The organism is Paraburkholderia sp. BR13439 (genome assembly GCF_040948805.1).
Lineage (GTDB): Bacteria > Pseudomonadota > Gammaproteobacteria > Burkholderiales > Burkholderiaceae > Paraburkholderia > Paraburkholderia youngii.
The window spans coordinates 76,375-96,271 of the sequence record NZ_JBFPKN010000022.1; the positions used below are offsets into that span (position 1 = coordinate 76,375).

The window sequence follows — 19,897 nt, forward strand, 5'->3', positions numbered from 1 at the left end:
GTGCCCCAAAGCCTCAACCGAGGAGGTCATGCCTATGAACGGGAATATCGCCCAGTTGATCGGCCGGCGCATCGCCGTCACCGCGCTGACGCTGGTGATCGTCTCGATCATCATCTTCGTGATCACCAATCTGTTGCCCGGCGATGCCGCGCAGGCCGCACTCGGCCAGTCGGCGACGCCCGAAACGGTCGCGGCGCTGCGCCAGCAGTTCGGTCTCGACCAGCCGGCTTACCTGCGGTACTTCCATTGGCTCGTCGGTCTGCTGCACGCGAACTTCGGCGTGTCGCTATCGAATAATCTGCCGGTCTCCGAGCTGATCGAAGGGCGCTTGCCGAAGTCGCTGACCCTCGCGGCGATCACCACCGCGGTGTCGGTGCCGATCGCGGTGTCGGCGGGCATCCTGGCGGCGGTCAAGCGCGACTCGCTGATCGACCGCATCGTGAGCCTCGGTACGCTGTCGCTGGTCGCCACGCCCGAGTTCCTGATCGCGACGCTCGCGGTGCTGGTGCTGGCCGTCAAGCTGCACTGGCTGTCCGCGCTGTCGTACAGCGGCGACATTGAGAGCCTGCACGACTTTCTGCGCGCGTATGCAATGCCGGTCGTAACCCTCTGCGCAGTCGTGATTGCGCAGATGGCCCGCATGACCCGCGCCGCGGTGATCGAGCAGCTCAGTTCGTCGTACGTGGAAATGGCGATGCTGAAGGGTGCGAGCCCCGCGCGCGTGGTACTGCGCCACGCACTGCCGAATGCAATCGGCCCGATTGCCAACGCGATCGCGCTGAGCCTGTCTTATCTGCTGGGCGGCGTGATCGTCGTCGAGACCATCTTCAACTATCCGGGCCTCGCGAGCCTGATGGTCGACGCGGTGAGCAACCGCGACTTCCCGCTCGTGCAGGCCTGCACGCTGCTGTTCTGCCTCGGCTATCTGATGCTCGTGCTGCTAGCCGACCTGTGCGCCATCATCTCGAACCCGAGGCTGCGGACATGACGACTCTTCGACCTTCCGATTCGTCTCACCAACTCGGCGCGCTCGAGCCGGTGCAGCGCAGCAGCATGCTGCCGCAGGGCGCGGAGCCACCACGGTCATGGCGTGGCGGCGGCGCTCCGGCGCCGCGGCCGGTGCGCCGTCGCAGCGTCGCGCAGCGCATGAATCTGTCGACCGGCGGCTGGATCGGTCTCGCGATGGTGAGTTGCGCGCTGTTCGTCGCGGCGTTCGCGCCGTGGATCGCGCCGCACGCGGTGGGCGCGATCATCACGCCCGACGTCTTCGCCGGCTTCAGCGCGAAGCTGCCGCTCGGCTCCGACTACCTGGGCCGCGACATGCTGACCCGCATCATCTACGGCATGCGGCTGACGGTGGTGCTGGCGCTCGCCGCGGCGCTGCTCGCCGCGCTCACGGGGACGATGCTGGGCTTGCTCGCGGCCGTCGCCGGCCGCCATATCGACGAAACCATGAGCCGGCTGCTCGATGCGGTCACCTCGATTCCGTCGAAGATGTTCGCGCTGATGATCGTCGCCGCGTTCGGCTCGTCGCTGCCGTTGCTGATCGCGACAGCGGCCATCAGCTACATGCCGGGCTCGTACCGGATCGCCCGCTCGCTCGCGGTCAATATCGGCACGCTCGAATATGTGCAGGTCGCCCGGGCGCGCGGAGAAAGCGCGCTTTACATCGCGTGCTTCGAGATGCTGCCGAACATGATCCACCCGATGCTCGCCGACACCGGGCTGCGTTTCACGTTCGTCGTGCTGCTGCTGAGCAGCCTGAGCTTTCTCGGCCTGGGCGTGCAGCCGCCGTATGCCGATCTCGGTTCGCTGGTGCGCGAGAACATCGCCGGTCTCGGTGAAGGCGTGCCCGTGGTGATCCTGCCCGCGATCGCAATCGCGGTGCTGACGGTCGGCGTGAACCTGCTGATCGACGGACTGCCGCATCGTGGGCGGCGCAAGAACATGCCCGATGCCGATGGAGGTCATTGATGAAGGGACACCTGTTCAGACGTGATCACGCGGACTTTACGGCCGTCTCGCAGACCACGTCGTCACCGTCGTCCAACCTGGTCGAAGTGCGGGGCCTGCGCGTGGTGGGAAGCCGCCCCGGCGAGCCTGATACCACGATCGTGCATGACATCGACTTCGAGATTGCGCGCGGCGAGGTGCTCGCCTTGATCGGCGAATCGGGCTCGGGCAAGACCACGATCGCGCTGTCGCTGATGGGCCATGCTCGCAGCGGCTGCCGCATCGCGGGCGGCTCGATCCGGGTCGGCGACACCGACGTGCTCGGACTCTCGCCGAAACAGCTCGAGGGATTGCGTGGCCGCAAGGTTGCCTATATCGCGCAAAGCGCGGCGGCCGCGTTCAACCCGGCGCGCTCGATCATGGACCAGGTGATCGAAAGCGCGCTGATTCACGGCACGCTCAGCAAGCGCGCCGCGCAGGCAAAAGCGGTCGAACTGTTCCGGGCGCTCGCGCTGCCGGACCCGCAGAAGATCGGCCAGCGTTACCCGCACCAGGTGTCGGGCGGCCAGTTGCAGCGGCTGATGGCGGCGATGGCGCTGATCACCGACCCCGCCCTCGTGATCCTCGACGAACCGACCACGGCGCTCGACGTCACGACGCAGATCGACGTGCTGCAAGCGTTTCGCGGCGTGATCCGGCAATGCGGAATGACCGCCGTCTATGTGTCGCACGATCTGGCGGTGGTCGCGCAGATGGCCGATCGGATCGTGGTGCTCAGTAACGGTGAGATTCGTGAAACGGGCCGCACCGAGCAGATTCTGCATGCGCCGGCCCATCCATATACGCAGAGCCTGATTGCCGCGGTGACGCCCGTTGCACCCGCTGCGGCCGCGCTGGACGCGTCGCAATGCAACGCGGCGCCGCTGCTCGAACTGCGCGGGCTGACGGCCGGCTACGGCGGCACCGACGCGCACGGCTGGCCGCACAAGGTCATTCTGCGCGACGTCGACCTCGCAATCGGCCGTGGCCAGACGGTGGGCGTGATCGGCGAGTCGGGTTCGGGCAAGACGACGCTCGCGAAGGTGATCGCGGGGCTCGTGCCGATGGCGCGCGGCAAGCTGCTGCTCGATGGTGAGCCGCTTGCCGCCAACCTGAACCGTCGCAGCCGCGAACAGTTTCGCTGTATCCAGATCGTGTTCCAGAACGCCGACACCGCGCTCAACCCGACGCATACCGTCGAGCGCACGCTGGCGCGCCCGTTGAAGTTCTATCACGGTATGAAGGGCGAGGCCGCGCGGCGCCGCGTCGCCGAACTGCTTGGCCTGGTGCGCCTGCCTGCCGAACTGGCGCAGCGTCGCACCGGGGAGTTGTCGGGCGGGCAAAAACAGCGCGTGAATCTGGCGCGGGCGCTGGCCGCCGAACCCAAGCTGATCCTTTGCGACGAAGTCACCTCCGCGCTCGATACGGTGGTCGGCGCAGCCATTCTCGAACTGCTGCGCGATCTGCAGAAAAAGCTCGGCGTGTCGTATCTGTTCATTACGCACGACATCGCCAAGGTGCGCGCGATCAGCGACGACATCGTCGTGCTGTACGCGGGGCACCGCGTCGAGGCGGGTAACCGCGACGCGTTGTCGGCGCCGCCGTACCACCCGTATTCGCATCTGCTGGTGTCGTCCGCGCCGGAGCTTCGCGCCGGCTGGCTCGAAGAAGCGGGCGAGCGCTGTCATCAGACGCTGCCGCCGATCGCCGAGCCGGCCGATGAGCCGCAGCTATGCACGTTTCTCGCGCGCTGCCCGCTGCGCATCGATGGGGTCTGCAACCGCACACCGCCGGCCGCGCGCACGCTCGCGAGCGGCGCTCAGGTGCTGTGCCATCGCAGCGAAGCGGAACTGGAGCAATACCAGAACGGACCGCCGGACGGCGCTACTGCGGCTGGTGGGCTCGCGCAGTCTGTCACGCTGCGCGTCTGATGGCGAACTCGCGCGACGCGATGACGGCATCGGCCTTGCCGAATCGGTGTCGTCCGAGCGGCGCGCATGATTTTGTGGCCCGAAGGGATACGACATGACTGGAGTCTTCGACTACACCGCCAGCGGCACGACCGTGGTGATGTCGCGTGCGATCAGGCGGGCCGTGGCCTTTATCGACAGCTCGTTCGCGCAGCCGGTCAGTCTTGCGACGCTCGCGGCGACGGCGGGCTTGAGTGTGTCACGTTTTGCGACGCTGTTCCGCAAAGAAGTTGGAATCTCGCCGCATCGTTATGTGTGTTTGGTGCGGATCCAACACGCCAAGCGGCTATTGCGCGACGGCGTCCCGCCGTCTGAGGTCGCGACCGAGGTCGGGTTTTTCGATCAGAGTCACCTTGGCCGACATTTCCGGCGCGCGGTCGGCGTGACGCCGGGGCATTTCGTCGCTTCGCCGGAGGCGGTCAGCGCATGCCGATAAAGCGGTCGCGCAACGGCAATGCTGTCGATCAATGGAATCGCGGGCGGTCTCGAACGCGCGCAACCTACGACGTCACAAGGCAGAGCCGACCCAGATAGACCGGTTGAGCATCGGCGTCTCAGGGCGCGAGAAATCTGCCGGCGTCAGGGCATTGTGATGACGGAAGGCTCGATGCGCGCTTCGGCAAGGCGCTCTGTAGCGAATGCTAACGTGCAGCGCACTCCTCGTGCCGAGTGCGGCACCAGCAGACGTCCCGTCAGGCCGGGGGATAGCGGGAGTCGTCGATCACATCACAAGCGCATTCCAACAACCGCCAGAGTGTTCGCAATGCCGTCGTGATCCGGATATGCCGTCCGCCCGTCGCCATTCACCCGGCAACGGACTTTACACGTTGTTACCGTCGCGCAGCGGACGTTTGGGCGGGCTTTCCTTATACTGCCGCGCAACCGCCTTCCTCTTTATGCTCGCCGTGCCCGGCGCGGCGGAAATGCCAACCATACCTTGATGCCCATGCTCTCTACCAGGTTCGCCCTGACCGCTGCGCTTGTCGTTGCAGCAAGTCTTTCGTTGTCGGCGTGCGTTGCCCCGGGCTACGCGCCGTACGGCTCGCAGCAAGGCTACCAGGGCCAGTATGCAGCGCCCGCGTATAGCCAGCCCGTCTACGCGCAACCGGGCAACGTGCAGCAACCCGGCTACGCGCCGCAGCCTGCGCCGCAACAGCCGTATGACACGCAAAACGGCGGCCAGTACGGGTCGCAGTACAACCCGCAATACGGCAATCAATATGGCACGCAGTACGGCACGATCTCAAGCATCCGGCCCTTGAGTACTGCCACGGGTACTTCGGGTATCGCGGGAACCGTCGTCGGCGCGCTGGTTGGCGGCGTTCTCGGTAATCAGATCGGGGGCGGCCACGGTCGCGACGCAGCGACCGTCATCGGCGCGCTCGGTGGAGCCTACGCGGGCAACCAGATCGGCCAGCAGATGGGTCGGCCCGCCGGCTACCAGATCGACGTGCAGCTGAGCGACGGCTCAACGCGCGCGTTCGACGTGCCGACGCCCGGCGACCTGCGTCCGGGCGAGCGCGTGCAGGTCAACGGCAGCCAACTCTCCCGTTACTGATTGCGGGGACTGTCGGCTGGCGTCACGACCCGCGGAGCGGCCAGGCGAGAGACCACGCCAACACGGGCGCTCTACGCCATAGCTGGCCATCTTGTTGCGACTAAACCCGCTTTACTGTTGCGCCGCTTAGCTGGCGTTGCGGGATTCCCCCGGATTACTGTCCGAGTGGTGCGCCACCAGCTCCAGCAGTGCATCAAGCTGGGGCGAGCGGTTGCCGGCGCGCCATGCCATCAACAGTTCGATCTCGGGCACCGGTCCCACGAGCGGCCTCGTGCAGATCGATGGATTCGTCAGCGATGCGGTATAGGCGGGCAGCAGTCCGTAACCGAGTCCCATGCCGATCAGGTTCAGGTTCAGCAGGATATTGGTCGCCACCTGAATGACCTTGGGTTGCAGCCCATGTTGTTTGAAGTAGCCGTCCACGACGTCATACACATCGCCCGAATAAAGCGGATGCGTGCTGATGAACGCTTCGCCGTCCAGCTGCGCCGGCTTGATCCGCTTGTATCGCGCGAGCGGATGAGCGACCGGCAGTACGACCAGAATAGGTTCTCGGAGCACGACTTCAGAGAGGATGTCGGGCGAGCGAATCGGCTTGCGCATGAAGGCGACGTCGATTTCGTTGTCGAGCAGCATCTGCTCCTGCTCGGAAGTGGGAATGCTGCGCAGATCGACGTTCAGTTCGGGAAAGCGTAGCCGCAGCCGCGGCAGTATGCCCGGGAAAATCCGCACTTCGGCGGCCGGCACGAAGCCGATGGTGACAGTCGAGCTGCTTTTGCGCCCTATGTGACGCGCCCGCGTCACTGCGCGTTCGGCCTGCGCCAGCGTCAGGCGCGCTTCGATCAGAAAGACTTTGCCGGCTTCGGTCAACTCCACCTTGCGGCGCGTGCGCTCGAACAGCGGCGTGCCGACCTGCTCTTCGAGATCGCGAATCTGCTGGCTCAGCGAGGGCTGAGCCGTGCGAAGCCGCTCGGCCGCACGTGTGAAGCTCAGCTCCTCCGCCACGGCAATGAAGTAGCGCAAGTGTCGAAGTTCCATGGCGAGGGGGTCTCCAGTTATCGTTTAAACGTCTTAAACCAAACAAACAAAATATTTTACAGCGTGACTGGCGCCGTCGATCATTTGCCCCATCCCCAAAAACCTCCATTGGAGGAGACGCCAAATGTCTCAGAAAGAGATCGACTTCGACGCGCTGGTCGATGCCCGCAATGGCCGCGTTGCATCCTCGATTTACTCGGACCCCGACCTGTACGAGCTTGAACTCGAACGCATCTTCGGCCGCTGCTGGCTGTTCCTCGCGCACGTCAGCCAGATTCCGAAAGCCGGCGATTACTTCAACACCTACATGGGCGAGGACCCGATCATCGTGGTCCGCCAGAAAGACGGCTCCGTCAAGGCATTCCTGAACCAGTGCCGGCATCGCTCGATGCGCGTGAGTTACGCCGATTGCGGCAATACCCGCTCGTTTACGTGCCCCTATCACGGCTGGTCCTATGGGACCGACGGCGCGCTCGTCGACGTGCCGCTGGAGCAGCGCGCTTACCCGCATGGCCTGTGCAAGGAGAAGCTCGGCTTGCAGGAAGTGACGCGCGTCGCCGAATACAAGGGCCTCATATTCGGTAACTGGGACGCGAGCGCGCCCGACCTCGAGGCGTACATGGGCGACATCGCGTGGTATCTGGACGGCGTGCTAGACCGCCGTCCCGGCGGCACCGAAATCATCGGCGGCGTACATAAGTGGGTGATCGACTGCAACTGGAAGTTTCCGGCAGAACAGTTCGCGAGCGATCAGTATCACGCGCTGTATTCGCATGCGTCGGCCGTGCAGGTACTGGGCGCGAAGGCAGGCGAGGACGACAAGGCGCTCGGCGCGGGACAGACCGCGCGCCCGGTGTGGGAGACCGCGAAAGATGCGCTGCAATACGGCCAGGCCGGCCACGGCAGCGGCTTTTTCTTCACAGAGAATCCGGACGCGAACGTGTGGGTGGACGGCGTCGTGTCGCAATACTTTCGCGATACGTATTCCGAAGTCGAGGCGCGTCTCGGCAAGGTGCGCGCACTGCGGCTCGCCGGCCACAACAATATGTTCCCGACGATGTCGTGGTTGAACGGCACCGCCACGTTGCGCGTATGGCACCCACGCGGCCCGAACCAGGTCGAGGTGTGGGCCTTCTGCATTGCCGATAGGGATGCCTCCGACGAAGTCAAACAGGCCTTCGAACGCAGCGCGACACGCGCATTCGGGCCGGCGGGCTTTCTGGAGCAGGACGACTCGGAGAACTGGGTGGAGATCCAGAAAGTGCTGCGCGGCAAGCGCGCGCGGCAGACGAAGCTGGTCGTCGAAATGGGACTCGGCAACGAGAAAGTCCGCGAGGACGGCATTCCGGGCATGACCAACTACATCTTCTCGGAGACGGCTGCGCGCGGCATGTATCGCCGTTGGGCCGATCTGCTCGCCTGCGATAGCTGGGACGAAGTACTGGAGCGCACGCGCGCCTACGAACAGGAGGTGCTCGAACATGACTGAAACCACGCTGAACCGTCCGGCAACCGTGCCGCTGGCTTTGCATCACGAGATCGAACAGTTTCTCTATCACGAGGCCGAACTGCTCGATGACTGGCGCTTTCGCGACTGGCTCGCGCTGATGTCGCAGGACGTGCATTACTCGATGCGCACGACCGTCAACGCGCAGACGCGCGATCGCCGCCGTAGCGTCCAGCCGCCGACCACCTGGATCTTCAACGATAACCATGCCCAGCTGGAACGCCGCATCGCGCGCCTAGAAACGGGCATGGCCTGGGCGGAAGAGCCGCCTTCGCGAACGCGACACCTGGTGAGCAACGTCGTGGTGACGGCCACCCAGGACCCCGGCGAATTCGATGTGCGGCTCAACTACCTGTTGTATCGCTCGCAGAAAGAGCGCGACGAATCGATCTATGCCGGCAAACGCCTCGACCGCGTGCGCCGCGCGGATACGTCCGCGGCCTGGCAGATTTGCCGCCGCGAGATCACGCTCGATCAGGCGACCCTGAACTCTCATAACCTCAGCGTACTTTTCTGAAGCGAATATCATGGCACGCATTCTTGTTTGTGAAGACACCGCCTTATCCGACGGCGAGGCTATCAAGGTGGACGCCCCTGGCGAGGCCGTCGCGGTGTTCCGTTCGAATGGCGAGGTCTATGCGCTCGCCGACCGTTGCAGTCACGGCAATGCTTCGATGTCTGACGGATACGTGGAAGACGACGGCACTGTCGAATGTCCACTGCATGCGGCGCGCTTTTGCCTGAAGACGGGCGCGGCGCTGTGCCAGCCCGCGACCGAACCGCTCAGAACGTTTCCGATCGCTGTGGTCGAGGGGAAGATCTACGTCGACATGCCGGAGGTTGCATGAGCGCGGCGAAGATCGAGGGTAGCGGTTGGCTGCGCGACCAGGTCGCGCTGATTACAGGCGGCGGCTCGGGACTTGGGCTCGCGCTTGTCGAACGGTTTCTGGGTGAAGGTTGCCGGGTTGGCGTGCTGGAGCGGTCGGCGGAAAAAGTGGCCGCGCTTCACGAGCGCTTCGGCGCGCAGGTCGTGGCCGTGCAGGGCGACGTCCGCTCGCACGAGGACAATGCGCGCGCCGTCGCGGCCACGCTGGAGCGGTTCGGCTCACTCGACACGTTCATCGGCAACGCGGCGATCTGGGATCATGCGTCGGGCCTGCTCGATCTGAGCTCCGAACAACTGGACCATGGATTCGACGAACTGTTCGCGATCAACGTGAAGGGTTACCTGCTCGGCGCGAAGGCCTCGGCGCCCGCGTTGATCGCAAGCGAAGGCAGCATGATCTTCACGCTGTCGAATTCGTCGTTCTATCCGGGCGGCGGCGGCCCGCTCTACACCGCCAGCAAGCATGCGGCCGTCGGCCTGATCCGCGAGCTTGCTTACGAACTCGCACCGAAGGTGCGCGTCAACGGCGTCGGCCCGTGCGGGATGGCGAGCGATTTGCGCGGTCCGACCGCACTCGGCCAGGAGGACAAACGCATCATGGATTCGCGCTCTCCCGAGGCGATCGCCAGCATCCTGCCGCTGCAGTTCTTCCCCGAGCCCGCCGATTTCACCGGCCCTTACGTAATGCTGGCTTCGCGCGCGAACAACCGCGTACTGAGCGGCGTGATGATTAATGCTGATGCCGGTCTCGGCATTCGCGGCATTCGTCACGTCGCGGGTGGTCTTCATCTTTGATTCGCGAGAAGGGATTCATGAATCGTCCCGTTTATGTGATCGTCGGCGCAGGGCAGGCTGGCGCAAATGCGGCCGCCGAACTACGCCGGCAAGGTTTCGAGGGGCGTGTCTTGCTGGTGGGTGACGAAGCGCATCCGCCTTACGAGCGTCCGCCACTTTCGAAGGACGTGCTGTTGCGTCCCGAGCAAACGCGCTGTGCCGTGCATGCGGATGATTTCTACGCCCAGCACGATATCGAATTGCAGATCGGCGTGGCTGTCAGCACGCTCGATCGGCAAACGCGCAAGCTGACACTGGCGAACGGCACATCGATCGCATATGACAAGCTGCTGCTCGCGACCGGTGCGCAGGCGCGCCGGTTGCCGCTACTCGATGCTTTAGGCGAGAACGTGCATACGCTGCGCACACTCGACGATGCGCGCAAGCTCGCGAGCGAATTGCGCCCCGGCAGGCGCATTCTGCTGGTCGGCGCGGGCGTGATCGGACTCGAACTCGCGTCGAGTGCGGTCGATCTCCGCGCGCAAGTCACCGTGATCGAAGCTGCGCCATTGGCCATGAGGAGATGCGCGCCTGTGCTGCTCAGTCAGTTCCTGTGCGATGTTCATCGCCGGCGAGGGGTGACGTTCCACTTTGGCGCGACGCTCGCGAACGCCACGCGCGAAAACGGCGAGATCGTTCTGAATCTTCAGGACGGCACGCGAATTGCCGGCGACGCGGTGATCTACGGTGTCGGCGCGCAACCCGACATCGCACTGGCGCGGTCCGCTGGGCTCGCGATCGATAACGGCATCGTGATCGATGCGGCGTGCCGTACTTCTGACGTGCATATCTACGCGGCGGGCGATGTCGCGAGCCGGCACGACGCGAGCAGCGGGACTTATCGACGCCACGAAACCTGGGACAACGCGCAAAAGCAGGGCATTGCGGCAGCGCGCGCCATGCTCGGCCTCGCGCCCGACGCGCAAACCGCGCCGTGGTTCTGGACCGATCAGTGCGGCCTGAACGTGCAGTTCGTCGGCGACATGTCCGCGCCGGACTGGATCGTGCGCGGGCAACTCAACGAGCCACCTTGCATGTTGTTCGGGCTTGACGAAGCGGGCGCGCTGGTTGGCGCGATCACCGTGAACTTCGGCCGTGAAATGCGCAGCGTGCGGCAGTTGGTGGAGCGTCGCGCGAAGCTGGCGCGCGAGGTACTGCTCGATCCAGGGCGGACGATGCGCGAGATCGCCAAAGAAGTTGTTTGAAGGGGATTTGTCGAAGTAGGTCTGCTACGCTCAAAGGCTCAAGACGAACAGTGTGATCGATGAAGGCGAGCCTGGATGCCGCGTTGCGGCAGTCGAACATTGTGTTTGAGCCACTCGATCGGCAGCTCGTGCCAACTGCGCATTCGACGCTTGCATCGGCACAGCAGGTGTCTCGCGTGGCGAACGAGATTCTGGACCGTGGGTTCTCCATTGCAGAGTGACGCTCATTGGGCGGCGTCCGAGCATCGACGCACGCTGACCAGCCTGCGTTCGCTCTCCGATTATCTCGAACGTCACCCGGAGGCCTTTTAGTCGGGGAAAAGGCAGCGATCGACGATGATGAAGGTCCGATGGGAATTGCTCGACGAAAAAGCGGCCAACAAGCGCAAGCACGTCGTTTGACTCCGAAGGAAATCCTGACAAGCAGGCCAGCCATTTCCGACGGCATAATCGGCCAGCACCGATGGAAGTCGGATTTACGGTTGCCTACGATGTTTTCGACCGAGTTGCGGAGGCAATGGCGGAACCCCCGAGGGCGAGATATAACTCCGTGGTTGCATCGGCCGTTGGCATGAACACGCCGTGGCAGAGGGACTGGTGCGTCGCACCCGATTCGGAAAAAGGAGGTCGATGATGCGATCAATATTTGACGGGACGGAGTTGGAGCCCGCAGCAAAGAAGACGATTCAATGATATGTCCGCATCCATACCACTGAGCGACGCGGACTGGGCCCGTATCGCCAGTCTTTTCCGGTTCGACGAAGCAAGGCGGTATGGAAAGACACCCAGGCATCCGCGCGAAATATTGAACGCGATACTATGGGTCTCGACACACCAAAAGGCATGGAGCTATTTGCCGCCGGACATGCCACCCGCACGGACCTGCTACATAAAGTGCCTGCAATGGCGACGCGATGGGACCTTGAGACAGGTGGAAGCCCTCCTCGGACTGCGCATCGATTTCCGCTAACGCTTGCCAATTCATATCTTTCTCTGCTTATACTCATAGTCGCCTGAACGGCTCACGCCCAGGTCCCACGCTGCACGCCGATAAGAAACCACGACGTCAGTCGACAATACGGCACGCGATCCACGTTTTGGAACCGCAGTTCTTACATATCGGGTGGGACCACTTATGCGAAATCGTGCTTTTGGTGCTGCAATTTCATCGTTGCTGCTGGCAGGCGCAGCAGCTTCACCGGCCATCGGGCATGCCGACGACGGCTTCGCGCAGGACGACGGCGCATCGCATGGCCGTCCGGTCAAGGTGATGATCATTTCGATGTTCGGTCCGGAAGGCCAGGTGTGGCTCGATCATCTCGGACCGTGGCAGGACATCCCCGTCGCGGGCCTGTCTCCTGACTATCCCGCAGTGCACTGCAATCGCCAGGAGGTGTGCGTGATGACGACGGGCATGGGGCACGCGAATGCCGCCGCGTCGATCATGGCGCTGACGTTCTCGCCTCGTTTCGACTTGCGTCATACGTACTTCCTGGTGGCAGGCATCGCGGGTATCGATCCGCTGCAGGGAACCGTCGGTTCCGCTGCGTGGGCCAACTGGCTCGTCGACTTCGGGATTCAATGGGAGATCGACGGGCGCGAAATTCCGCCGGGCTGGAACACCGGCTATCTCGGCATCAACACGACGGGCCCGACGCAGAAGCCGCCGCTCGACTATCGCAGCGAAGTGTTCCAGCTCAATCAGGCGCTTTCGAACGCGGCATTCGCGCTGTCGCGCAACGTGACGCTCACCGACGACGCACAGGCGCAGGCTGCCCGCGCCAAATACAACTATGCGCCCGCGAACCGTCCGCCCACAGTGATCCAATGCGACACGCTGGCGGGCGACACCTGGTGGTCGGGCACCGATCTCGGCGAGCGCGCGCGGCAATGGACGAAAATCCTGACCGACGGCAAGGGCACCTATTGCACGACGCAGCAGGAAGACAACGCCACTTTCGAGGCGTTGACGCGCGCGGCGAGCGCGCATCGCGTTGACCTGGAGCGTGTAGCGGTGCTGCGCGCCGGCTCGGACTTCGACCGGCCTTACGCGGGCCAGTCGAGCGCGGACAATCTGCTCAACTACGCGTCACAGGGCGGCTTCACGATCGCGATCAACAATCTGTTCCTGACGGGCAATTCGCTCGTGCAGGACATCGTCACGCATTGGGGCGAGTGGCGCGACGGCGTACCGACACAATCGATCTTCCTTCGTTGAAGAGGAGGTTGATATGGAAACGCTTAATCCTTCGAGCGGTCGGCGGCCGCCGTGGAACAAAGGCAGGCTTACCGGCCAGAAGCCACCATTGAAGCTTCGTGAAATCTGGGCGATCCGTACGAGACTCCGGATGTCCAGCAACGTCCGCGAGCTGGCATTATTCAACCTCGCGATTGATAGCAAGCTGCGAGCGTGCGATTTGACGAGGCTGCAAGTGCAGGACATCGCTCGTTATGCTAGCCGACTGCTGCGGTGCGGCCCGTAAGAGGCTCGGCGGAGCGCACATTGAAAATGCCACACAAGTTGCAGGCGCCAGCAGGGGGCCCGGTACGGGGAGTGGTATTCGGGTCCAGCGAGCCAGACGAGTCCTGCTATCGCCGCAGTATTGATAGGCGTGATGTCGGTTGTGCATGCCGTTCGCAACGCGGGTCGTGGCAACACTGATGGTTGCGTCCGGCGAATGGTGCCGTGCCCTTCCCACATTGACAGCTTGGGGCAGAAAAAAAGCGCCGCCCGCGAAGCAGAGGGATCGTTCGGCGGGTCGGGTATACGTGGGATTCGAGGCATGGGCCACGCGCATGCCCTCCTTCAGGGGCGGTCAGCCTGCTTGCGTCGCGTAGCTTCGAACGGCCTGGTTGTGCTGAATTTCGACTGCCCGGCTCGGTATCCGAAACGCTGCTCGGCGCTGCATGACGAGCCGAACCGGAGCAAAAGCTCGATTCGCGCCGACTGTCGTGGAGCTCAAAGGCGCCCACGACGCGTTGATCGGCAACGCTGCCCGAAAGCCGCTGGCCGACGCAGCGTAAACCCGATGGAATCGCGTGACGAATCCGCGCGTAATATAAATTCGGTAAAAAGATCTCCATGATTTCTGTTCGAACAGGAGCGGGCATGCGACTGGCCGACTTTATCTCGCGGGACATCGAGCTCATTCTGGCGCAATGGGAGGCCTTCGCGGCGACGCTGCTGCCGGCTGCAGGTAAGATGGGGTCGCTCGCGTTGCGCGACCATGCGCAGCAGATTCTCGAAGCAATAGCCAGAGATTTGCGGACTTCGCAGACGAGGGAAGCGCAACGCGAAAAATCTTTGGGGCGGGCTCCCACGCTGATTGATGCGACGGAGACAGCGGCACAAACGCATGCCGTTCTACGCGCGCGAGGCGGCTTCAACATCAACCAGCTGGCTGCCGAGTACCGTGCGTTGCGCGCCAGTGTGTTACGTTTGTGGATGGACGATTGCCAGCCCGATGCGCCTCATCTGGATGACATCATCCGCTTTAACGAGGCCATCGATCAGGCGCTCGCCGAATCACTCGGCTTTTTCAGCACGCAAGTCGATCAGGCTCGCAATCTGTTGCTTGGGATGCTCGGGCACGACATGCGCAGCCCGCTTCAGACGATTCAGATGACAGCCTCATATCTGTCCGCGCTCAATGCGGGAGAGCGCGTATCGGAAGCGGCGGCGCGTCTGGTTCGCAGCGGCGCTCGCATGCAGGCGCTGCTCGATGACTTGTGCGATTTCAATCGGACGAGGCTTGGACTCGGTATCAACGTCACACCGGCCGACGTCGATCTGGCGGACATATTCACCGATGAGCTGGACCAGTTGCGCGCGATACATCCAGACCGGCAGATCGAGCTCGAATTGCATGGTGACACTCAGGGTGTCTGGGATGGTCCGCGTCTGCAGCAACTGTTGGGCAATCTTGTTCTGAATGCGATCAGATACGGTGCGCCAAACGCGCCGGTGCGTGTTGCGGTGACTGGCGAGAAGGCCGGGGTGCGCGTCGAGGTCAGGAACAGCGGACCGGCAATCGAAGGACAATTGCTTGAGCGCATCTTCGATCCTCTTCAGCGTGGCTCCGATCGTGAAAGCGGCCCAGAAGGCCACGGCAGCCTTGGGCTCGGTCTGTATATCGCGAGCGAAATCGCCAAGGCGCATGGCGGCGCGATTGAGGCGCGGTCCGACGAGGAAGAAACTGCTTTCTCTGTCCGCCTGCCGCGCCGTGTCCAGGTAGAAGGCGAGCGTGTGTAAAGGGCGCGCCAGGACTTCGCTGGGAGGCTACGCGCCAGCAGGGATTATTTCTGATGGCGCGTGAACATTCAAAAACGCAACAATGTGCATGTCAGCGGCGCGCATAAGGATGAATTCCTCGCCACGCTCGCCCATGAACTGCGTAATCCGCTGGCTCCCCTTCAGGCGGCCGTCCGCCTTTTGCGGCTTGGGAAAATCCCGGTTCATCGGCTTGGCTGGCTGCGGGATGTCCTTGAGCGCCAGGTGGCCCATCTGGTCAGGCTCGTCGATGATCTGCTCGACCTCTCCAGAATCGCAGAAGGCAAGTTCGAACTCCGTAAGGAGCACATCGATCTGTCATCCACGATCCGTCGCGCGATCGAGGGCGCAAAAGATCTGCAGGGCGGGGAGCGGCACGACCTCGCCGTGCAGTGCCGGTCTCACCGGCGTATGTCGATGTCGATCCGGTTCGGCTCGCGCAGATCGTCCAGAACCTTCTGAACAATGCAGCCAAGTACACACCGGCGGGTGGCAGGATAGCACTCGACGCTCGCTGCGAAGGTCAGGAGGCGGTCATCCGCGTCTGCGACACCGGGATCGGCATCGCACCGGAAAATCTTGCAGCAGTGTTCGGCATGTTCTCCCAGTTGCCGCCCGGGCGCGCCCGCTCGCAAGGTGGCCTGGGCGTCGGGCTGTCCCTCGTCCGGGCATTGACGGGAGCACATGGCGGTACCGTAACCGCGGCCAGCCCTGGGTTGGGGCAGGGCAGCGAGTTTACCGTCCGGCTTCCGCTTGCACCGATCCAGGATCCCTCAAAGAGCCTGGCCCTCCCGACGATATCTGAACCTGATCTTCGGCGCCGCATCCTGCTCGTAGACGACAGCGAGGACGCGGCCGTCAGCCTTTCGATGCTGCTTGAGAGCGACGGACACCAGACGAGAATCGCAACAACCGGCGCCGCCGCGCTCGTGATGGCATACGAATTTGAGGCCGAGGCGCTGCTCCTCGATATCGGCCCTGCCGGACATCTCGGGGTACGACGTCGCGCGCCGCCTGCGTCACGATCCTCGCGGCAAGCGCATGCTTCTTATCGTCGTCACTGGCTTGAGTCAGGAGCACGACAAAGGCGCGGCTTTCGAAGCCGGGTTTGACTATCATCTCGTCAAGCCGGTTGACTACGATCGGTTGGCGATGCTCCTGAACGGGATGCCGGGACACCGGCATGATCCGGGCAGCGCGGACGGTGGCTGAACCTGCACACAGCGTACGGATGAGCTCTCCGTACGCCTGATTCGGATGGTATGCCAGAAATAGCCTCGCATCCGGTCGACAGGCCAGCGGCGGTGATGCTCCGAAAACCCCTTTGCTCTAATGCAGCAGATCACGGCCAGCACCCGGAATGAACGGCCGGCAAGCGCGAGGCGGCGGGACAAAGGTATCTCAGGGCCGAGCTCACAGAGGCGCCAGACGAATAGTGAGCGCGCGCGGCGGTCAATCGGATCGCGACGTGAGCGTCGATAGCCTCTATGAGATCGCCCAGACTGACGGGCTTCCGAAGAAAACGGTTCCAGCATTGCGCGCCCCTCAGCGGCTCCGGCGCGGCCGACAGCATGAGCACTGGCATCTCATTACGTGCGGGATGCGCCCGTACCCAGCAGCTTAGTTGCGCTCCGTCGATGTCCGGCATCTCATAGTCCGTGATGAGGATCTCGATGGTATGGCGACGCAGGATATCCATTGCGCGCTGCGCATTGTCCGCCACGCTTACGCGGTGGCCGTGGCTCTCCAGCGCGATCTGCAGGGACCACAAGTTTTCCGGGTCGTCGTCGACCAGCAGTACATTTGCCACGATTCACCCTTCCACGCTTATTGCTTGTCGGCCGACCGCGCCCTCGCTCATCCGCTGCTTCTTCCGGTGCGTGGTAAGCCTTAATTGCCTTTGTCTTTCCTTCCGCTTCCGGCTCATCCTTCCTCTGCGACGATCTCTGCGGCCTGCCTGTCTGCCTGCGTGCATGCCGGGCCGGGCGGATCGTTCACTACCGTCAAGCCGGGGACATGCCATGTTTAGCAACGACCGTGCACGAAACGCAGAAACCGATACGTCCTGCCGAGCGGCGGTGGACATGAGCTTGAGTTGATTGCGACAAGAGGTCGTCGCGGCTCCTTCACAATGAAGCCCGCCGACCTGGCGATGGTTTATGCGTTGCCGCGTGCGTAATCGGCAGCGCAGCGTTGCCGGGGGAGAACGCTGTCTCGTGGACAGCAGCCCGGTCGCATCCAGGCCGGTACGCCTCGTCTCGACGTCCGGCGACTCCACGCCCGCGCGAGCTACTCGCGCCCGACTGCTCTGTGTACCTGCTGCGGCACGCTGGAGCAATAACTGCTTGACGCGCCCAGCACCTGCATTTCACCCTTGCGTATGCTCGTCATATGGCACCTACCGGAGTCCAACGCGAAACTGAGCGGTTCCTCGGTACGTTCTGTTTGATCGTCCGAGAAGCGATCGCAGCCAGGTGTCGCATTCGGCACGCGGCTTGCCATCAGCTTGCTCATTGCCGCACGTCGCTTCGAGATACGGGAACTAGCGCAACGCTCGTCGATTCCTGCTCGTGCGGTGTTCCCGGTATCCCGCTGGGACTCGCTCCAATCGAGCATGCTGCACCCCCATGCTGACGCCTCTTCGATCCGGATGGAGATCGCAATGATTCATGAGCGCCCCCGCGACTACGCCTTGTGGATTCTCACATCTGCCTACCTGTTGAGTCAGTTTTTCCGCAGCTACGTCGCAGTGATCGCGCCTCAGCTAATCGCGGACTATGGCTTCACGGAGAAGATGTTTGGGTGGTTCGCGGGAGCCTTCTTTCTTGCCTTCGCCCTTATGCAGATACCGCTCGGCCTTGCATTCGACCGCTTTGGCGTGGGCCGGCCAACGACGATCTGCATGGCTGTGGGAACGGCCGGCGCAGTGGCGCTTCCCGCTACGCACGACGCCACGGTCGCGCTCGTGTCGCAGGCCGCGTTGGGCTTCGGATGCGCACCGATCTTCATGGGACTGCTCAATCATGTCCTGGTCGCCGGCGGCGGGCAGCGGCAGGTAAGAGCGGTGACGATTGCAAGCGCCATCGGCATTTTTGGCGCACTGATCGCGGCGCTACCGTTGGCGTGGGCCACGTCGAAACTCGGCTGGAGGCCGGCGATGGGTATCGCTGCGGCCGCAATGGCCGTGATCACAGCGGCGGCGGCTGTTACCCTTCTGGGGGTTCCGCGCCCGGTGCCGAAAAGAGAAAGTCTTGAGCAAGGGCAGATCGGCGATGGCGGCTCGTCGCGCAACGGTGCATTCGTCACGCTGTTGCCGGTCTGCTTCGCAATGTCGGCCGGCGGGACGTTCAGAACTTCCTGGGGCGGTCCCTTTTTCGCGGAGGTATTTCATCTGAGTACCATTGCAATAGGGCGGGTGATGACCGCTGCGAGCGTGACGGCGCTATTCGTATCGGTCGTCATTCCGCTGCTCGTGCGGAAATTTCCGCTGAAGACGCTGGCGCTCGCCGGTATGTCGCTAGGCGTGCTGGCGGCGGCGCTGCTGGTCGCAATGCCGTCGTATAGCGCGCTTTTGAGCGCGTCTCTTGTGTGTGCTATTCAGTGTCGGCGCGATTCATCCGCTGGTGATGTCGCAGGCACGGGCCATTTCCGCCGCGCACAGTCTTGGATTGCGGCTCGGCATACTGAACAGCACGGTATTCCTCGGCGTCGCCGTGACGAGCAATTGCTTCGGCTGGCTCGCGCAGAGTGGGACCCGACAGGGGCTGTCAGCCCCCGACAATTTTTCGCGACTTTTTCTCTTCACGATGGTGGTCCTCGCGGTTGGCCTTGCGACGTACGTGTTCAGCCCTCGCGCGGCCGGCGAACAGCGCGGACCGAATGCGGCGAAGTTGTCCTGTTTCGACAATCGTGGATGAGCAACCGGCTAGCGGCGATTGCGGCTCATGCCCTGCGTAGCCAATGTCTGCCGGCTTTGCCGGGACGCCTTCATCGTAGCTTCGTCAGCACGCCTCCCGGCGCGCCGGCGCTGTGTCGCCTCGCGAGCGGGCACAGCTGTTGCGGCGCTCGTACCGCACAATCGTTGGAGGACATCATGAGCACACTAGACCCGCAAGGCGCCGCGTCCGGCGGAGGGGCCGAGATTGTCGGTGGCGGCAGGGGCGATGGCCCCGGTCCGGAGGTTATGGCCGCAGCGACGCTCAAAGGCACGCAGGTGATTTCATCGGACGGCGAGGACGTCGGTAAGATTTCACACATCATGCTCGACGTGCGCAGCGGCAGGATTGCATACGCGGTTCTATCCGAAGGCGGATTTCTTGGGATGGGCTCTAACCTGCATGCGATCCCGTGGAACGCACTTATGCTTGATACGGACGCGGAGTGTTTTCGCGTCAGCATTGCTGCCCAACGAATCAAGGATGATCCCGGCTTCGACAAGGATCACTGGCCGGCAATGGCGGATGCGTCGTGGGGCAACACGCTTCATGAGTACTACAACCGCGACCCATACTGGTCGCCGACGCGCCGCGGGGTTGACGAATTGCCGCCCACTGACATCTGAAAACGAGGCGTAAGGGAGCGAGCGCGCGCGCTGTGCCGCCACGATGCGTCGGTGCCCGCGGAAAGTTGCCCGCGGG

The 19,897-nt window shown here is 63.3% G+C and carries 18 protein-coding genes and 3 pseudogenes; 19 read left to right on the top strand and 2 right to left on the bottom strand.

What is annotated here, in order from left to right; translation table 11 throughout:
• Window positions 1-34: 34 nt before the first annotated feature.
• The 5 genes from AB3X96_RS33055 (at window position 35) to AB3X96_RS33075 (ending at window position 5,520) form a co-directional block, all read left to right on the top strand.
• Complete coding sequence (locus AB3X96_RS33055) at window positions 35-988, top strand: ABC transporter permease (RefSeq protein ID WP_368592964.1); 954 nt, start codon at window positions 35-37, stop codon at window positions 986-988.
• The gene (locus AB3X96_RS33060; protein ID WP_368592965.1) at window positions 985-1,974 is read left to right on the top strand and encodes an ABC transporter permease; all 990 of its coding nucleotides are present in this window, start codon (window positions 985-987) and stop codon (window positions 1,972-1,974) included. Before AB3X96_RS33055 ends, AB3X96_RS33060 begins: the two co-directional genes overlap by 4 nt.
• On the top strand, window positions 1,974-3,923 hold the full coding sequence (locus tag AB3X96_RS33065) for an ABC transporter ATP-binding protein (RefSeq protein ID WP_368592966.1): 1,950 nt from the start codon (window positions 1,974-1,976) through the stop codon (window positions 3,921-3,923). Before AB3X96_RS33060 ends, AB3X96_RS33065 begins: the two co-directional genes overlap by 1 nt.
• Window positions 3,924-4,017: 94 nt before the next feature.
• The gene (locus AB3X96_RS33070; protein WP_176381870.1) at window positions 4,018-4,398 is read left to right on the top strand and encodes a helix-turn-helix transcriptional regulator; all 381 of its coding nucleotides are present in this window, start codon (window positions 4,018-4,020) and stop codon (window positions 4,396-4,398) included.
• A gap of 501 nt (window positions 4,399-4,899) precedes the next feature.
• Window positions 4,900-5,520, top strand: a complete 621-nt coding sequence (locus AB3X96_RS33075; protein ID WP_368592967.1) for a glycine zipper 2TM domain-containing protein — start codon at window positions 4,900-4,902, stop codon at window positions 5,518-5,520.
• 126 nt (window positions 5,521-5,646) lie between these two features.
• On the opposite strand, the gene hcaR is transcribed toward AB3X96_RS33075, so the two are convergent.
• Entirely contained in the window at window positions 5,647-6,558 is a 912-nt protein-coding gene (gene hcaR, locus AB3X96_RS33080; RefSeq protein ID WP_368592968.1) for a DNA-binding transcriptional regulator HcaR, read from the bottom strand.
• A gap of 124 nt (window positions 6,559-6,682) precedes the next feature.
• Here hcaR and hcaE point away from each other — a divergent pair, with 124 nt between their 5' ends.
• From hcaE to AB3X96_RS33140, 12 genes and pseudogenes are all read left to right on the top strand, one after another.
• A complete protein-coding gene (gene hcaE / locus AB3X96_RS33085; RefSeq protein WP_368592969.1) occupies window positions 6,683-8,047 on the top strand; it encodes a 3-phenylpropionate/cinnamic acid dioxygenase subunit alpha in 1,365 nt (454 codons plus the stop codon).
• Window positions 8,040-8,582 carry a 3-phenylpropionate/cinnamic acid dioxygenase subunit beta gene (gene hcaF, locus AB3X96_RS33090; RefSeq protein WP_368592970.1) on the top strand — a complete coding sequence of 181 codons (543 nt, stop codon included), beginning with the start codon at window positions 8,040-8,042 and terminating at the stop codon, window positions 8,580-8,582. The genes hcaE and hcaF overlap by 8 nt, the downstream gene beginning before the upstream one ends.
• Window positions 8,583-8,592: 10 nt before the next feature.
• Window positions 8,593-8,913 carry a 3-phenylpropionate/cinnamic acid dioxygenase ferredoxin subunit gene (gene hcaC, locus AB3X96_RS33095; RefSeq protein WP_176110767.1) on the top strand — a complete coding sequence of 107 codons (321 nt, stop codon included), beginning with the start codon at window positions 8,593-8,595 and terminating at the stop codon, window positions 8,911-8,913.
• Entirely contained in the window at window positions 8,910-9,746 is an 837-nt protein-coding gene (hcaB, locus tag AB3X96_RS33100; protein WP_368592971.1) for a 3-phenylpropionate-dihydrodiol/cinnamic acid-dihydrodiol dehydrogenase, read from the top strand. Before hcaC ends, hcaB begins: the two co-directional genes overlap by 4 nt.
• Before the next feature lie 17 nt (window positions 9,747-9,763).
• Entirely contained in the window at window positions 9,764-10,990 is a 1,227-nt protein-coding gene (gene hcaD, locus AB3X96_RS33105) for a 3-phenylpropionate/cinnamic acid dioxygenase ferredoxin--NAD(+) reductase subunit (protein WP_368592972.1), read from the top strand.
• A gap of 694 nt (window positions 10,991-11,684) precedes the next feature.
• Window positions 11,685-11,960, top strand: a complete 276-nt coding sequence (locus tag AB3X96_RS33110; protein ID WP_368592973.1) for a transposase — start codon at window positions 11,685-11,687, stop codon at window positions 11,958-11,960.
• A gap of 165 nt (window positions 11,961-12,125) precedes the next feature.
• Window positions 12,126-13,208: a purine nucleoside permease gene (locus tag AB3X96_RS33115; protein WP_368592974.1), complete on the top strand. Its 1,083-nt coding sequence runs from the start codon at window positions 12,126-12,128 to the stop codon at window positions 13,206-13,208.
• Window positions 13,209-13,221: 13 nt separating this feature from the next.
• Window positions 13,222-13,434, top strand: a pseudogene (locus AB3X96_RS33120) (integrase); the annotation flags it as partial.
• 665 nt (window positions 13,435-14,099) lie between these two features.
• Window positions 14,100-15,242 (top strand): ATP-binding protein, encoded by a 1,143-nt coding sequence (locus AB3X96_RS33125; RefSeq protein WP_368592975.1) that lies wholly within the window; start codon window positions 14,100-14,102, stop codon window positions 15,240-15,242.
• Between the two features lie 60 nt (window positions 15,243-15,302).
• On the top strand, window positions 15,303-15,722 hold the full coding sequence (locus tag AB3X96_RS33130) for a sensor histidine kinase (protein WP_368592976.1): 420 nt from the start codon (window positions 15,303-15,305) through the stop codon (window positions 15,720-15,722).
• Window positions 15,653-15,958: pseudogene (locus AB3X96_RS33135) on the top strand (sensor histidine kinase); the annotation flags it as partial. The gene AB3X96_RS33130 and the pseudogene AB3X96_RS33135, both read left to right, overlap by 70 nt.
• Window positions 15,959-16,205: 247 nt before the next feature.
• Window positions 16,206-16,472: a response regulator gene (locus tag AB3X96_RS33140; RefSeq protein ID WP_368592977.1), complete on the top strand. Its 267-nt coding sequence runs from the start codon at window positions 16,206-16,208 to the stop codon at window positions 16,470-16,472.
• 130 nt (window positions 16,473-16,602) lie between these two features.
• Here AB3X96_RS33140 and AB3X96_RS33145 read toward each other — a convergent pair whose 3' ends face one another.
• Window positions 16,603-17,070 (bottom strand): response regulator, encoded by a 468-nt coding sequence (locus AB3X96_RS33145; RefSeq protein ID WP_176111069.1) that lies wholly within the window; start codon window positions 17,068-17,070, stop codon window positions 16,603-16,605.
• A gap of 852 nt (window positions 17,071-17,922) precedes the next feature.
• Between AB3X96_RS33145 and AB3X96_RS33150 the strand changes: the two are divergent.
• A pseudogene (locus AB3X96_RS33150) lies at window positions 17,923-18,840 on the top strand (MFS transporter); the annotation flags it as partial.
• 513 nt (window positions 18,841-19,353) lie between these two features.
• A complete protein-coding gene (locus AB3X96_RS33155; protein ID WP_368593028.1) occupies window positions 19,354-19,821 on the top strand; it encodes a PRC-barrel domain-containing protein in 468 nt (155 codons plus the stop codon).
• Window positions 19,822-19,897 lie beyond the last annotated feature (76 nt).